The organism is Veillonella magna DSM 19857, from assembly GCF_000428745.1.
Lineage (GTDB): Bacteria > Bacillota > Negativicutes > Veillonellales > Veillonellaceae > Veillonella_A > Veillonella_A magna.
This window is the reverse complement of sequence record NZ_AUAN01000009.1, coordinates 61,233-77,598: the sequence shown is the minus strand read 5'-3', so window position 1 is coordinate 77,598 and position 16,366 is coordinate 61,233. Positions and strand designations below refer to the sequence as shown.

The 16,366-nt window shown below is 44.9% G+C and carries 11 protein-coding genes and 2 tRNA genes; 10 read left to right on the top strand and 3 right to left on the bottom strand.

The genetic code is table 11. The annotated features are described in order from the left end of the window. Positions 1 to 81: 81 nt before the first annotated feature. Entirely contained in the window at positions 82 to 1,266 is a 1,185-nt protein-coding gene (locus G344_RS0104330) for an SAM-dependent methyltransferase (protein ID WP_028255131.1), read from the bottom strand. A 323-nt stretch (positions 1,267 to 1,589) separates the two neighbouring features. Between G344_RS0104330 and G344_RS10675 the strand changes: the two genes are divergently transcribed. Together G344_RS10675 and addA are read left to right on the top strand one after the other, a co-directional pair. Next, a complete protein-coding gene (locus tag G344_RS10675) occupies positions 1,590 to 5,054 on the top strand; it encodes a PD-(D/E)XK nuclease family protein (RefSeq protein ID WP_051245748.1) in 3,465 nt (1,154 codons plus the stop codon). Beyond that, entirely contained in the window at positions 5,020 to 8,904 is a 3,885-nt protein-coding gene (addA, locus tag G344_RS0104320; protein WP_028255130.1) for a helicase-exonuclease AddAB subunit AddA, read from the top strand. Before G344_RS10675 ends, addA begins: the two co-directional genes overlap by 35 nt. Before the next feature lie 96 nt (positions 8,905 to 9,000). On the opposite strand, the gene G344_RS0104315 is transcribed toward addA, so the two are convergent. After that, positions 9,001 to 9,074 (bottom strand) — tRNA-Gly (locus G344_RS0104315). A 182-nt stretch (positions 9,075 to 9,256) separates the two neighbouring features. On the opposite strand from G344_RS0104315, the gene G344_RS0104310 reads away from it, so the two are divergent. The 3 genes from G344_RS0104310 (at position 9,257) to G344_RS0104300 (ending at position 10,817) form a co-directional block, all read left to right on the top strand. Next, a complete protein-coding gene (locus tag G344_RS0104310) occupies positions 9,257 to 9,811 on the top strand; it encodes a beta-class carbonic anhydrase (protein WP_028255129.1) in 555 nt (184 codons plus the stop codon). Between the two features lie 87 nt (positions 9,812 to 9,898). After that, positions 9,899 to 10,627, top strand: a complete 729-nt coding sequence (locus G344_RS0104305; protein ID WP_028255128.1) for a tetratricopeptide repeat protein — start codon at positions 9,899 to 9,901, stop codon at positions 10,625 to 10,627. 99 nt (positions 10,628 to 10,726) lie between these two features. Further along, positions 10,727 to 10,817, top strand: a tRNA-Ser gene (locus tag G344_RS0104300). Between the two features lie 367 nt (positions 10,818 to 11,184). Here G344_RS0104300 and G344_RS0104295 read toward each other — a convergent pair. Then, positions 11,185 to 12,060: a PocR ligand-binding domain-containing protein gene (locus tag G344_RS0104295; protein WP_028255127.1), complete on the bottom strand. Its 876-nt coding sequence runs from the start codon at positions 12,058 to 12,060 to the stop codon at positions 11,185 to 11,187. A 266-nt stretch (positions 12,061 to 12,326) separates the two neighbouring features. Between G344_RS0104295 and G344_RS0104290 the strand changes: the two genes are divergently transcribed. From G344_RS0104290 to G344_RS0104270, 5 genes are read left to right on the top strand one after another with little or no spacing between them, the layout of a single operon-like run. After that, positions 12,327 to 12,623: a BMC domain-containing protein gene (locus tag G344_RS0104290; RefSeq protein WP_028255126.1), complete on the top strand. Its 297-nt coding sequence runs from the start codon at positions 12,327 to 12,329 to the stop codon at positions 12,621 to 12,623. After that, the gene (gene pduB, locus G344_RS0104285) at positions 12,623 to 13,444 is read left to right on the top strand and encodes a propanediol utilization microcompartment protein PduB (protein ID WP_028255125.1); all 822 of its coding nucleotides are present in this window, start codon (positions 12,623 to 12,625) and stop codon (positions 13,442 to 13,444) included. The genes G344_RS0104290 and pduB overlap by 1 nt, the downstream gene beginning before the upstream one ends. A gap of 27 nt (positions 13,445 to 13,471) precedes the next feature. Further along, positions 13,472 to 15,133 (top strand): propanediol/glycerol family dehydratase large subunit, encoded by a 1,662-nt coding sequence (locus G344_RS0104280; RefSeq protein ID WP_028255124.1) that lies wholly within the window; start codon positions 13,472 to 13,474, stop codon positions 15,131 to 15,133. 12 nt (positions 15,134 to 15,145) lie between these two features. Continuing rightward, positions 15,146 to 15,820: a propanediol/glycerol family dehydratase medium subunit gene (locus tag G344_RS0104275; RefSeq protein WP_028255123.1), complete on the top strand. Its 675-nt coding sequence runs from the start codon at positions 15,146 to 15,148 to the stop codon at positions 15,818 to 15,820. Between the two features lie 12 nt (positions 15,821 to 15,832). Then, positions 15,833 to 16,351 (top strand): diol dehydratase small subunit, encoded by a 519-nt coding sequence (locus G344_RS0104270; RefSeq protein ID WP_028255122.1) that lies wholly within the window; start codon positions 15,833 to 15,835, stop codon positions 16,349 to 16,351. Positions 16,352 to 16,366: the final 15 nt, after the last annotated feature.

The window sequence follows — 16,366 nt, the reverse complement described above, 5'->3', positions numbered from 1 at the left end:
TTAGGATAAATTTGTATTTTATAAATAGTGAGCCTGTAAGGGGATTACATGACTCGCTATAACGGTAGTTAGCGCCAACGATTAATACCAACGGGTGATTGGTAATTCATTGTTGATACCTTTCGTGGCGAGAATTTGATGAAGGTCCATCATGCCATTGTAAAAGGCAGCGGCACAACCGGTGAGATATAAATCCCACATGCGGATGAATCGTTCATCAAACATGTTCTTAATGGTAGGCAACTGAGCACGGAAGTTCTTGTCCCATTCCAATAAGGTTTTATTATAGTGAATGCGCAGGTTTTCTACATCCTGTACATGAAAGTTATCTTCCGTCATATCTGCAATCATTTCTCGCAGACTCGGCAACATTCCGCCGGGGAAGATATATTTACTCATCCAGGCATCGCCCGGTTTTTCCTGCATGCCGCTGATAAAGTGGAGGAGGAAGAGACCGCCATCCTTAAGTACAGCATCCACGCAGTCATTAAAAAGCTGATAGTTTTCGCGTCCCACATGTTCAACCATGCCTACGCTAACGACGCGATCAAAGGTCATACCGGATTTCGGTAAATCGCGGTAATCCATCAATTTAACAGTTAACTGATTTTCTAGGCCGTTTTCTTTAATGCGGCGCTGGAATTCAGCATATTGTTCTTTGCTGAGCGTAATACCGGTGCCTTTGATACCGTATTTTTTAGCGGCTTCGATGAGGAGGAATCCCCAACCGCAACCGATATCAAGAAGGCTCATACCTTCCTTTAAATATAATTTTTCCAAAATACGATCTACCTTGTGTACCTGTGCTTCGTAAAGGCTGTCGCTTTCATTAGCAAAGTAAGCACAAGAATACTGCATTGTTTTATCTAACCATAATTTGTAGAAATCATTGCCGATATCATAATGGTGTTCGATTTCGCGGGCTTGATTACTTTTGCCCAAGGATACGTGAGCCAGTTTACTCATTACTGAACCGGATGTAGAAAAATTATCCATTTGTCCCAAAAAATGGTTTAAAGCTTCATATAAATCGCCTTCGATGTCGAGAATGCCGTCCATGTATGCTTCTCCCAAGGCAATCGAAGTGCTTTCCATCAGTTTACTGACAGGAATAGGTTCCTTCATATGTACGGTAAATGTCGGAGTCCCTTCGCCGATTACATATTCATTGTCTTTAAATACAACTTTGAACGGATTTGCATCAAAACGTTTCAAAAAAGAAATCATTGCTTTTTCTTCGAGCTTATTGCCCAATTCTTTTAGCATAATCGGAATGCCTCCTTCATTTAAAATTTTGTCTAGGTGCGTTATTATGATATGACTATGACGTGGATAAGTCAATAGTTATTAAAGTTCTATTATTTTATGGGGATATAAAAATTTTGGATGTATAGGTAGAGTTGAATCGGGAAGGACAGGTAGAAAGAACAAAGAGAACACGTGATATGCGATAAATGCTTTATCATAATGACGAAAGAATTACAATAGGTATGCATACCAATTTATTATGTACATTAGTAGTGTATGTGGCATCCCTGGGGGAAAGCATATATAATTAACATACAATTGAGTAAATAAAGGAGTACGGTATGAAACTGACTATGTATATGGGGCGAGCCGGAACAGGTAAAAGCTATGCTTGCTACGAACGAATTCGAGAAATCATAACTACTTGCCCCGGTGAACCTATTATCCTCTTGGTGCCGGATCCGGCTACGTATCGCACAGAACGTGAATTAGCGGCTTTCATGCCGGAAGGTGGTTTCACAACAGTACGTGTGGTAGGTTTCGGGCGGTTAGCTCATCAGGTTTTTCAATCATTGGGGAAAGCAAGAGAAGACAGCTTGTCCGATATTGGGCAAAAATTAGTGTTGCGACTGCTGTTAAAACGACATGCCGACAAACTTGAAGTATTGCGTCGGGCTGCATCGCAGCCACATTTTGCAGATGTATTGCAAGGATTACTGGCAGAATGCAAAGCGTTTCGCGTGACCGCAGAGGATTTGCGAAGCGGTGCCGATAAAGTAGATTCTATGGGACTTGCCGGAAAGCTGCGTGAATTGGCATATATCAAAGAACAGTATGAAACGATGACAGATAATCTATGGGGCAGCGATGAAGATAGCATGGAAGAGCTGATTCGCTGTATTGGTGATTCATCGTTACTACAACAGGCACATGTAATCGTAGATGGCTTTCATTGGTTTACTCCGCTGCAGAATATATTAATTCAGCGGATGTTTGCCTTGGCAAAGGAATCTATTTTAACAGTGACGTTGCCGGCCGAGACAGAGCCGGAACGATATGCTAGGCCGGGGCAATTATTTTATCGCCCTTATGAAGTATATACCACATATAAGGAACGATATGGCAAACAACTTTTAGTACGGCGCTTTACAAAACAGCACCGTTTTCAATCGCCGGTGCTAGAAGCATTGGAAAAAGGATATTTTGCCTATCCATCGCAGGGAAATCAATCCAAAGATACGGTAGCGGTAGTGCGTGCTTATAATCGTGAGCGCGAGGTAGATGCTATATGCCGACGAATTTCTTCCTTAGTAAGAGAAGAGGGGTATCGTTGGCGCGACATCACAATCATGTTGCGCGAATCAGAAACCTATGGTGATATATTAGAAAAAGGGCTGGCGCAGTATGGAATCCCCTTCTTTACAGATAGACGACATCCCATGCGAAGCCATCCTTTGGCGGAACTTTTAACAGGCTTATTGGAGATAGTGCAGAGTCGATTTAATCATGATGCGGTATTTCGATTATTAAAGACTGATTTCTTTCCCCTGTCGAGGGAAGAGGTAGATCTTTTGGAAAATTACTGCTTGGAATTTGGTATTCGCGAGCTTATGTGGTTAAAGCCGGAATGGACATATCGTCGTCGCGATACGGGCCCTGAAGGTAGCGATAGTTATGAACGAGAAACGCTGCGAGTATCTCGGATACAGAACATTCACAGTAGGATAGTACCATTGTGGCAACTGTTGTGGGATTTTGGCAGGCAGTCACATACAGGCTATGAATGGTGTGAGCATTTATATACGTGCTTGGAGTCCCTGCATGTACCGAGGACATTGTCGCAGTGGAGTCGCGAAGCAGTAGCCGAAGGACTTCAAGAAGAAGCAGATAGTCATGAGCAAATGTATAAGCGAGTGATTCGTTTTTTTGATGAAGTTATGCTATTGGCAAAAACGGAACTACTGGCACCTGATGAAATCGCAGTACTGTTAAGAGAGGGCTTGGATGAGGTGACATATTCGTTGGTACCACCGAGTCTTGATCACGTGGCTGTGACTACCGTGGAACGCGGGTATACTACGGAAAGTGCCATTGTATTTGTACCGGGCATTAACGAAGGTGTATTTCCGCAGCGCATGGGTGATGAAGGACTACTCAAGGATAAAGAGCGTACAGCGTTGCAGGCGGCAGGAATCACGCTGGCTGCAGGTGCCTTGGTTCGCGCCTTTAACGAGCAATTTCTTTTTTACATTGCTTGTAGCCGAGCACGACAGCGACTTTATATATCCTACGCCGGCTCCGGTGAGGATGGTAGTAGCTTGGAACCGTCATTGGTAATTAAACGATTGGCAAGCATGGGATATACATCACCGCCAATGGAAGCACCGCTGACGATGCCGGATGGTGACGAGACAGATTATATGTGGACCCCGCAGCAGAGCTTACGCCTTTTAGCGGGACGTGTTAGCGAGGCAGTAAAGGGGCAGTCGGTAAATCCATTATGGTGGAGTCTTTACGATTGGAGTTTAAAAGCAGGTTATTACGAGCCGCTTCGATTATCGACGCGCGGGGCGTTGGACACTAACGAGGTGCCTCTTATTGAACCGGCTGTGGTAGATGCATTACTGTTACGAGGAAATGCTTTGGACGGATCGGTTACTCGATTGGAAAGTTACCAACGGTGTCCGTTTGCTTTTTACGCGCAATATGCGTTGCAACTGGCACCGCGCAAGGTCAAGTCGTTTGGTGCACCGGAAATGGGAACGTTTCTGCATGAAAACTTGCGCCGTTTAGGTATGCTTCTCCTGTCACAGGAACGACAATGGCGTGACGTACAGCCGGAGGAATTACAAAAAATTTGTGCTGATGTAGTAGCGGATACGACGGCGGAGTTATTAGGCGATGCTTTTACGGATGCCTATGAAGAAGCCCTGCAGCAGCGCCTCGAGGCGACATTGCAACGAACGGTATATCGTCTCAGTGACTGGTCAAAGCGAAGTGTGTTCGATACGGTGCATGTAGAACAGGGCTTCGGCAATGGCCCCGACAGTTGGCCGGCAGTACCGATTGCTTTAGGCGGAAATCACTATATTCGCTTGCGAGGACAACTGGACCGTGTAGATGAATATCGCATAGGTGATACATTATTTGGCTTGGTTATTGATTATAAATCAGGTGGGGCTGCGGTATCCGCATCTGATATTTACTATGGATTAAAGCTACAATTGGTTACGTATTTACTGGCGTTGGAACGAGCACAGCATTCAATGACCATGCTGCCGGCAGCGCTGGTGTATACATATGTAAAGAATCCGCAAATCAGTGATACGGCTCCGTTGGCAGTGGCTGAGGCAGAAAAGAAATCGATGACGGATACGTCGCTTCGAAATAGCGGATATTTTGCGCATGATCACGATATTTTATTAAAAATGGATGATAGCTTGGCAGGGCGGCCCGATACATCACCGTATGTACCGGTACGTCTAAAAAAATCCGGAGATATTTACAGCAGTGATTTGCGGAAAGTAAAGACAGTGGGCGAATTTAAAACGTTGACCGATTATGCTTGTCGCGTGATGGCAAAAGCAGGACAACATATTTTGGAAGGTCATTTTCCGTTGAGCCCGTATAATTTGGACGGACGTATTCCCTGCAGTTTTTGTCAATATCGCGTAGTGTGTCGATTTGAAAATACGCGTAATCGCTATCGCTATATTCACGGCCTCAGTGAAGAAGAAGGCATGCGTCGTATGGCAGAAGGAGGAACGGTATATGAAGTGGACCCACGATCAACAGAAGGCGATTGAGGCGCCAAAGCCGGGACCGTTGTCATCACAGACATTATTGGTGGCTGCCGCTGCAGGATCGGGTAAAACGGCAGTGCTTGTAGAACGAATCATTTCACGTTTGCGCGATAAAACGCGACCACTCAGTATTAGTGAACTATTGGTAGTGACCTTTACAAAAGCGGCTGCGGCGGAAATGAGTGCCCGCATCGGAGCTAAGCTGTCCGAAGTATATGGGGAAACGGGTGACACATATTTAGAAGAGCAGCTGCATGTATTGCCATCCGCACATATTTCGACATTACATTCATTTTGCCAATGGGTTATAAAAAGCTATTTCTATCGTTTGGATATCGATCCGGCATTTCGTATTGGTAATGAAGGCGAGCTGCAGCTCATGCGTTCGGAAGTGTTGGATGACGTATTGTTACAGGCGTATACGAATAATGACTATCATATCTTCGAAGTGGCGGATATGCTCAGCGATAATCGTTCGGATGAACGGCTGAAGCATCAACTGTTGCGCATTTATGATTTTGCCTTAGCTCAAAGTGATCCTCAGGCTTGGCTTGATAAGGCATACCAACGGTATGAAAGTGCTATGGATACATCGTTGCTCGAAACGATATGGGGACAGGCATTTTGGCAGGAACAGCAGGATATAATTGCTCGGATAGAATCTGATTATGAGACGATGGTAGCGTTGATTAATCGTCCGGACGGTCCCGCACCTTGGCAAAGTTTGGTTGATGAGGTGGCTGGCATTCGAGAAGCATTACGGGAATCCGAGAATTGGGATGCTATGCATGCGGCAGTTGCGTTAGCAGAGAAACACCGCTTTGGGGCCTATCGAAAGACCGGATTTAAAAAAGATTTGGACTCAGGTGTTGTAGACGCGGGAATCGTTTCACAGGTGGAAGCACTGGGAAAACAGAATAAAGAACGTTTGCAGGCTATGGCTCAGGGACCTTTCGCTGTAGACGAAGCCACCTTTAAAGAGCAACTGCGCGGTCAGCTCCCTTACGCACAAGGTATTATCGGCTTAGTGCAGGCGTTTGATACAGCGTTTAAAGCAGCTAAACGCCGAGCAGGCTTGTTGGATTTTTCCGACTTGGAGCATTTATGTCTGGCGTTACTGCGTGACAAGGATGAAGACGGTAATTGGCATCCTTCTTCGGTAGCATTGGAATTGCAGGAACAATTCAAGGAAGTTATGGTTGATGAATACCAAGATACCAATGGTGTGCAAGAAGCCATCGTCAATTTAGTATCGCGCCGCGACAATCGATTTTATGTAGGTGATGTGAAGCAATCTATTTATCGATTTCGTATGGCGGATCCTACCTTGTTTATGGAAAAATATCATCGCTTCGGTCGCGATGAGGCAGATGTGGAACGTCGTATTGATTTGGCACAGAATTTCAGATCCCATGAAAATATCCTTAGCTTTACTAATTTTCTGTTCCGCCAAATTATGACGGAAGAAGGGGCAGAGCTCTCCTATGGTGATGAAGAAGCTCTTTATCCGGGACGAGTAACAGAAGATATGCCGGAGGATTGGGTTGGCGGTCCCGTAGAATTACATCTTATCGAGGTGGATGATACGACACAACAAGGAGCATCTGAGAAGGGGGCTTCTTCTAATGCGACAGCTATGGCTTCCGATGGCGGAGATGATGCGGATGAACTGGAAAATGACGAGAAGGAAATTGCGTTTATTATAGAAAAATTGCAGGCCTTGAAGGCAGCCGGTGTAAAAATACAGGAAAAGGACGGTAGTTTCCGTCTCATGTGTTGGCGAGATGTTGTTATCTTACTGCGATCGGTAGCCGGTAAAGCCAATCGTATGGTGGAAGCTATGCGCATAGCGGGTATTCCGGCTTATGCGGAGGAGAACAGCGGTTATTTCAGTTCCTTGGAGGTACAATTACTGATAGCCTTACTACAGGTTATCGATAACCCGGAACAGGATTTACCGATGGCAGCTGTGTTAGGTTCGTTTATTGTCGGCCTTGATGCTAACGCATTGGGACGATTGCGAATGCAAGGCGATGGATCATTGTGGTCATTGTTGCCAACGTTTGCCGGCAAGGAAGATAATCCGGCGGTGATGGCATTTATCGAACGATTTACAAGATGGCGTACATTGTCGCGGCGACGCAGCGTCAGCGAATTATTGTGGCATATTTTTGAAGATATTAATTACGTTGAGTATGTCAGTGCTATGCCGAACGGATTGGTACGTAGGGCGAATGTATTGGCACTGTATGATCGAGCCAAGCAATATGAAGCCGGCAGTTTTCGTGGACTTTTTCGTTTTTTACGTTTCATCGAAAGCTTGCAGGCGGCCGGAGAGGATCTCAGTGTAGCTCGGACGGTAAGCGAAGCTGATGATGTAGTGCGCATTATGAGTATTCACAAGAGTAAAGGATTGGAATTTCCTATCGTATTCCTCAGCTCGGTACAAAAGAAATTTAATATGCGTGATTTGATGGAACCTATTTTATTGCATAAAGATGGTGGTTTGGGATTAAAAGGATATTACCCGGACTATCGTGTTATGTATGGGTCACTGCCGTGGTTGTATAATCGTCGTTTATTGGCAAAGGCGGCTAAAGCGGAAGAAGAACGTATTTTGTATGTGGCCTTAACACGGGCGCGGGATAAATTATTTATTACGGGGTATGTAAAGAATTTTGCAGCCCGATGTGCGCGCATAGCTGCGCCGGCGCTCGTTCTGGATGAACAACAACTTCCGGCGGATTTGATTTTAGGCGGTAACTCGTATCTGGATTGGTTGCTTCTCGGACTAGGCCGTCACCTGGAAGGAAATTCCATTCGTCTTAATAGCGGGGTTGAGGATATACGAATGCCGAATCTGAAGGATAAAAGCTGTCGTTTTACAGTGGCCGTACATGACGGCAGTGCCTATACTAAGCTGCGTGGTACCGGTACTGATGCGGAAATGTTGTTGCATAAGGTATACGCAATGGAGCCGTTAGGTGCAGAACCGTTGCCGGAGGCCATTGCTCATCGATTTGCGTTTTCTTATGCTTACCCGGGAGCGGTGATTACGCCGGCTAAGATTTCGGTGAGTGAAATTAAACGACGATTTGCCGAAGCCGAAGCATTAGCGGCTACTTCGGGCAGTATTATCGATGATGATTTAGATAGTACATTGCAAGCAACAAGTGGTGAAACGGGTATTACTGCCGAGGAACAGGCGTTGCCTAATCATGAACCGGCAGATGGAGTGTTGATGAATGAAGTGTCAGTGAATGAAGTGTCAGTGAATGAAGGGACTATCATTGATGAAGCGTTTGCAATGAAACCCGTTGCTTTAAGTGAAGAAGCGGTGACGGCCTCGGGCGCTCGGTGGGGGACCCTGATGCATGAGGCGATGCAGTGGCTGCCGTTACAACCATATACTAAGGAAAGCCTGAAAAAGGCTTTGGATAATCTGGTACTAGCCGGATATATGACTATGGATGAACGTCAGGTACTCAATGAAACGTATTTGCGGCAATTTTATGAAAGTGCACTGGGGCAGCGGATGTTAACATCCCCCAGGGTAGAACGAGAGTGGCCCTTTAGTCGGCTGGTATCGGCAAGTGATGTGTATCCGCAGGTAGAACAGGATGAACAGCTATTTTTGCAAGGGATTATAGATACTGCTTTTGAAGAAGACGGAGCATGGGTATTGGTTGATTATAAAACAGATAAGGTACGTAATGCCGATGAACTTCGTCAACGCTATAGGTTGCAACTGCGAATATACAAGGAGGCACTGGAACAGCTGACAGGTATGCCTGTGAAGGAAACTTACATCTACTCGTTCCGTCTGCGTGAAGCAGTACGACTTGATGTATAAGTAATGATGGATATAATCTAGGCAATGATTGTTTATATATGATAAAAGCCGGAAGGCACACATCATATTGTGATGTGTGCCTTCCGGCTATATTTATGGAGCGGGCAAAGGGAATCGAACCCTCCTCTCAAGCTTGGGAAGCTTGCATTCTACCGATGAACTATGCCCGCAGAATACTGTTTAAGTGTATCAAGTTTTTCTGTACTTGTAAATAGGAAATTCGCAAGACGACTGCATAGTTGCTTTGCAGGTGTGACCTTTGCCATAGGTCTTACTGCAGTAAGGTGATATAATACACATGGTTCTTATTCCCAGTGAGGAAGTAGGAGGTAAAGAGAGAGGAGACCATGGTATGGCAATGATAGATGCAATTATGAAAGCAAATGAAGCGTATGTGCCTTCGAAAGGAATGAAATATGCTAAGGAGGATCCTGCTGTGGCCAAGTTGCCTGCGAAGCATTTGGCAATCGTAACATGCATGGATACACGGTTAGTCAATATGATGGAGAATGCTATGGGGCTACAGCGCGGCGATGCGAATGTAATCAAAGTAGCCGGCAATGTCATTGAACCCTTTGGAGATGTAATGCGTAGCATATTGGTTAGCGTATATGAACTGGGTGCCAACGAAGTCATTGTTGTTGGCCATGATGGGTGTGGTATGGAGAAGACGACTGCCGCAAGCTTAGCTGATAAAATGAAACAGCGCGGTATTGATGCGGAGGCTATTGCTGATGTGTATGCTACTTTGGAACGATGGGCGGATAGCTTTACCTGCGCGCATTTAAATGTAGAAAAAGCAGTGCAGGTATTACGTGCGCATCCGTTGTTACCCAAAGATGTTAGTATCAGCGGATGTATTATGAATCCAGCTACGGGTGAATTGACAAAAGTTGATACTATCTAGCTTCTACTTCATGGCTCTGTAGTTGTATCAAGAAAAGTGAGAATGATACAATAAAAGTTAAGTACACAGCAGCGAAGGAGGCATATCATGAAGATACGCGTACAACAAATCGGAGCGACCGCATTTATATTGTCGATAGTTATTTTAGGAAACCCGGCACATACGACAGCACAGGATATGACAGCATCGACGAAAGAGCCGGCAGCAACGATGCAATCCGTAACATCGTCAACAGAAAATTCGGTAGCGGCGGTGGGGACAAATCATAGTTTAATTGCCGTTTTAGAAGAAGCATTAAAGCATAAACCGAAAGATCGAGGATTGCGTAATCAACTGGCGCAGATGTATTTAGCCGAAGGGCAGTATGATAAGGCATTAACATTATTTGGAAAGAGTATGAAGCATGGATCGTTGATTCCCGAAAGTTATAATAATCGGGCTATGCTGTATTACAAGATGAAACGTTATGCGGAAGCAAAGGATGACCTGGCACATGCGTTGCAATTAGAGGCGAAGGATCATTTTCCCGATAGCACCGTTAATATGACAGAAGGACTGATGGGAAATATTTTGGCTGAAGAAGGTGACTATAGCGGGGCTTTGCCGTATTTTGAAAGTATATATAAGCGTACGCCGTCCAATGTAATAAATGTCTTTAATTACGCACAGGCCTTAGAGATGACCGGAAAGCGTGAAGCTGCTAAGGCTATATATATGAAGCTGGTCGGGCAAGAGCGAAGCTTAGGCAGTAGCTTGATGACAAAAGTACAAACGCGGATAGACGGTGATTGGGATACATTTACCGAGTGGTTATAATGTATAAAATCAAAATAAGGTGTTGACAAGATACCAGAAAATTGTATATACTATCCAAGTAGTTCATATGAAGTAGTGATACGGATGAGCTATTTGTTTGGAGAGGTGTCCGAGCGGCTTAAGGAGCATGATTGGAAATCATGTGTGCGGTTATACCGTACCGAGGGTTCAAATCCCTCTCTCTCCGCCAGTTAATGAACAGCATCTGCGTTGGCAGGTGCTGTTTTTTATTTTGTACTCCCGCATATTTTTTGTATCCTTGTTCTCTACATGATCCCTGAATTTGTAGCGGAATGATTGTTGAAATCTATGTAGGTCTTTAGAAGCTATCATTGGTTAGTAGTATAGGCATGAATAGTGTAATAATAGAGTTATAGGACCAACACGTTTTGTCCTATAACCCTAATAATAAATAGAAATGATACTCTCTTTAGATGTCGGGATACGGTAGACGAATAAAAGGCCGTACGATTTGTGAAATTCACAAATCGTACGGCCTTTTGGCATGTTAGCAGAAGTAAAAGGATTATGTAATGTACGAAATAGTAGCAGTAGTGTTACGCTCTATATTTTTTGCGATAGCCATGAGGCGTATCCGCCATAGCTTCTTTAAAAATTTTGCTGAAGTAACTAGGGCGACTGAATCCTAAGGCTTTCGCAATTGATTCAATAGGGCTATCCGACTCGCGCAATAAAATTTTAGCTTGATCTAACTTACGTTGATTTACATATTGGACGAGAGTTAGTCCCATCTCTTTTTTGAACAGCTTTGAAAAATAGGTTTCGCTTAGGTATACATAAGCGGAAATATCACGAAGCGACGGATTTTGGTATAAATGCTTATCAATATAGGCAAGGGCTCGTTTGATTTCCGGACGCAATGCTATTTCCTTAGGTGCGGTGTATTGCGTTAAATAGTCCGGTAAATGGCCGAATCCCATCGCTACTTCCGGGAAATAGTGCATTGCCATCAGCTCGAGTACATGTACGGCACTTTCCATTTCTTCACGACGAAAGGAAGGAAGCTTTCGGTAATAGCTTTTAAGTTCACTGGAGCTGTGCCAATCGGTAGCCGGAGCAATTTGTGGTAAGGATGGATCCATCACAATGGTTTGCCCTGCTAAAATATAGCCCTTAAGCTGTCCGCCGGCAATGATTGGAATAGAAAAATCGCTTAACCCTGCATGACAACGATACGGCTTGAATTGACCGCAACGGGAAGATTCAAGTCCGCCGTAGGCATCGCAATAAGCGCATAGTTTAGCCGTGTGAGGCCGACTGCGCATATAGTTACAGAAATTAGTGAAGCTATATTTGGTGGAGAGGACCTTTCCTCGAATATCTACATACACGGAGGCCATATCGGTAATGGTCGTAAAATCACGCATAATCTGATTGATGATAGCAGTTTCGGATTGTACACTGCAATGCATGCTCAACACCTCTCTTCCTAATGAAGTAAGAAGATTAAATTGTGATAATTTATATAACTCAAGATATTGATAAGAGATAGAGAGTATAACTATCTTTCATACCTTTTCTATAGAAGTATTATAACAAAAATTTGTTAATCATAAAACAAGATAAGAAAAATTCGTAAAAAAGTGTTAAAAAATAATATCCTGTTATTTTTTAAAATATAAATATAAAGCCTTTCGGCAATGGTATGAACTATGGAAATGGAATGGAGATGACGTGTATGGCGCAAGAAGCATTGGGTATGGTGGAAACGAAGGGCCTTGTTGGGGCTATTGAAGCAGCAGATGCTATGGTTAAAGCAGCTAACGTGGCTCTTATCGGCACCGAAAAAATAGGTTCCGGCTTGGTAACCGTCATGGTGCGCGGCGATGTTGGTGCTGTTAAAGCATCGGTAGATGCCGGTGCGGCTGCTGCCGAACGTGTAGGTGAAGTAGTATCGACACATGTAATTCCAAGGCCGCATCGTGAAGTAGAAGGCATGTTGTTCCCAAGCGACGTTGAAAAAGGTGATGAATGATGAGCGACACCCAAAAAATGGTAGATGAAATTCTAAAACGCGTGTTAAGTAAAGCAGATGGGTTAGCTAAGGACAGTGTTCCGGCTCCCGTTGCTGAGAGTAAAGGAGAAGAACAGATTATGGCAAAGACATGCAGCTTAACAGAATTTATCGGTACGGCTAAGGTGGGCGATACCATTGGTCTTGTTATTGCTAACGTGGATCAACAAGTATTAGATGCTATGAAATTGACAAAAAAATATCGCTCTATCGGTGTTGTCGGTGCCCGTACCGGCGCAGGGCCGCATATTATGGCCGCTGATGAAGCCGTTAAGGCAACAAATACGGAAATTGTAAGCATTGAACTTGCCCGTGACACTAAAGGCGGTGCCGGTCATGGTTCCTTGATCGTATTCGGTGGAGACGATGTATCCGATGTTAAACGCGCCGTAGAAGTAACACTGAAAGAAGTGGAACGCACTTTCGGAGATGTATATGGCAATGAAGCGGGACACATTGAATTGCAATATACGGCACGTGCCAGTCATGCATTAAAAACAGCATTCGGTGCGCCGGAAGGTAAGGCTTTCGGGCTTATCGTTGGTGCTCCGGCGGCTATTGGCGTTGTTATGGCTGATGCGGCAGTTAAAGCAGCTAATGTCGATGTGGTTGGTTATTCGTCACCGGCTCATGGCACGAGTTTCTCCAACGAAGTTATTTTGCAAATCACCGGTGATTCCGGTGCTGTGCGTCAAGCTGTTATCACAGCTCGTGAAATAGGCAAGGAATTACTGGGTACATTGGGTAGCGAGCCAAAAAATGATGTACCTTCATATATTTAGAGTCATGGGGAAAGGAAGTATAAGAGTATGAAATCAAAGCGCTTTGAAGTACTAAGTCAGCGTCCGGTTAACCAAGACGGCTATGTAAAGGAATGGGTAGAAGAAGGCTTTATAGCCATGGAATCCCCTAATGACCCCAAGCCAAGTATCAAGATTGAAAACGGCACTATCGTAGAACTTGACGGTAAGCGTCGAGAAGATTTTGATCTGATTGATACATTTATTGCTAACTATGCTATCAATTTGGAACGCGCCGAAGAAGTTATGAATATGGATTCGCGCAAAATTGCCAATATGATTTTGACACCGTCCGTACCGCGCAGTGAAATAGCGGGTTTAGCCAAGTCGATGACTCCGGCTAAAATGCTGGAAGTAGTTAGCCAGATGAATGTAGTTGAAATGATGCAATGTATGCAGAAGATGCGCGCGCGTCGTACTATGGCCAACCAAGCCCATGTAACGAATGTCAATGATAATCCGGTACAGATTGCGGCAGATGCAGCAGAAGGTGCGTTGCGTGGCTTTGCGGAAGAAGAAACAACGGTAGCTGTAGCACGTTATGCACCTCTTAATGCCATCGGTATTCTCGTAGGTTCGCAGACAGGACGCCCCGGTGTATTGACGCAGTGTTCCTTGGAAGAAGCCACTGAACTGGAATTGGGAATGCGTGGATTTACGGCGTATGCAGAAACCATTTCCGTATATGGCACAGAAGATGTATTTACCGATGGCGATGATACACCGTGGTCGAAGGCATTCTTGGCATCGGCATATGCATCACGCGGTTTGAAAATGCGTTTTACCTCCGGAACGGGATCGGAAGTTCAGATGGGACAGGCGGAAGGCAAGTCCATGCTGTACCTTGAAATTCGTTGCTTATTCCTTACCAAAGGTGCCGGGGTGCAAGGTATACAGAACGGTTCGGTAAGTTGTATCGGTATTCCAGCTGCGGTTCCATCCGGTATTCGCGCTGTGTTAGCGGAAAACTTGGTAGCGGCTATGCTTGATTTGGAATGTGCTTCCAGTAATGACCAGACCTTTAGCCATTCTGATTTACGTCGTACGGCACGTACGCTTATGCAATTTGCGCCGGGTACGGATTTTATTTGTTCCGGTTACAGTTCGACGCCTAACTACGACAACATGTTTGCCGGCAGTAACTGGGATGCGGAAGACTATGATGATTGGACAATTATTCAGCGTGACCTCAAAGTAAACGGCGGCCTCAAGCCGGTACGTGAAGAAGATGTCGTAGCTGTTCGCAATAAAGCGGCGCGTGCTTTGCAAGGCTTATTTGTAGAATTAGGTTTACCGGCCATTACCGATGAAGAAGTAGAAGCAGCTACATATGCACACGGTTCTAAGGATATGCCGGAACGTGATAAGGTAGCGGACATCAAGGGTGCCGCAGATTTAATGGCTCGTGGCGTAACGGGGATTGATTTCGTTAAGGGCTTGGCTAAACAAGGATTTAATGATGTAGCACAAAGTGTACTTAATCTGTTGAAACAAAAAGTAGCCGGTGACTATTTGCAAACATCCGCTATTTTTGATGATAAGTTTAATGTAATTTCTGCAATCAATGACTCCAATGATTATGCCGGTGTAGGTACGGGCTATCGTTTGGAAGGCAAGGATTGGGACGTTATCAAAGATATTCCGAATGCAATCGACCCGCGTGATATTTAAGGAGGAATCGACATGGCTGAAGTAAATGAACAAGTATTACGCGCACTTATCATGGAAGTGCTCAGTGAAATGGGAAATGCCAGCAAGCCGGTTACCTTCACCGGTTCGGCAACGGCGGCAAAACCAAAGGAAGATGATAGCGATGATTCGTGGATCGTAACGGAAGGACCGGCACAGGCGCATACATCGCCGGATGAAGTAGTTATAGCCGTAGGTCCTGCCTTTGCTCGCAGTCAGCGTACTACTATCGTCGGTGTACCGCATAAAGAAGTTATTCGTCAGTTGGTAGCAGGGATTGAAGAAGAAGGATTAAAGGCACGTGTTGTTCGTGTATATCGTTCATCGGATGTAGCGTTCATGGCAGTGGAAGGGGATAAACTATCCGGCTCCGGAATTTGCATCGGCATCCAGTCAAAAGGAACCACGGTTATTCACCAGCGCGATTTGCAGCCATTATCTAATTTGGAATTGTTCCCGCAGGCACCGCTTTTGACGGAAGAAGTATACCGCGCTATCGGTAAAAATGCAGCAAAGTATGCGAAGGGGGAATCTCCTAATCCAGTAGCTACCTTGAATGATCAGATGGCAAGACCTAAGTATCAGGCATTGTCGGCGTTGTTACATATTAAAGAAACAAAACGTGTGGTAAAGGGCAAACCGGCAGATGAATGCCGTATCACGTTATAAGGAGGAATCAGCATGAGTACTGAAATGGAAGCGATGATTCGCAAAATTTTAGAAGATATGCAGCAAGGCGGTGCAACAGTGACGGCAACCGCACCGGCACAGGCCGGCAGTACCGATACACAGGCGACGGTAGCGGATTATCCTATAGCGCAAAAGCATCCGGATTGGATTAAGGTACGCGGCAGCGGTCTTGATTTCGTTACGCTTGATAATGTAATGAGCGGTGCAGTTACGATGGAAGACTTACGTATCAGTCCGGCTATTTTGAAAGCCCAAGGACAGATTGCCAAGGATGGCGGCCGTGAGCAGATTGAATATAATTTTTCGCGGGCTGCAGAAATGACGAAGGTCAGCGATAAGCGCTTATTGGAAATGTATAATGCCCTTCGACCGTATCGTTCCTCCAAGCAGGAATTGTTAGCAATGGCTGATGAATTAGAACGAGAATACGGTGCGCATATTTGTGCTAATTTCGTTAGAGAAGCGGCAGAAAATTATGAACGTCGTAAGAAATTAAAGGGCGATAACTAAGTTAGGAGTCTTATT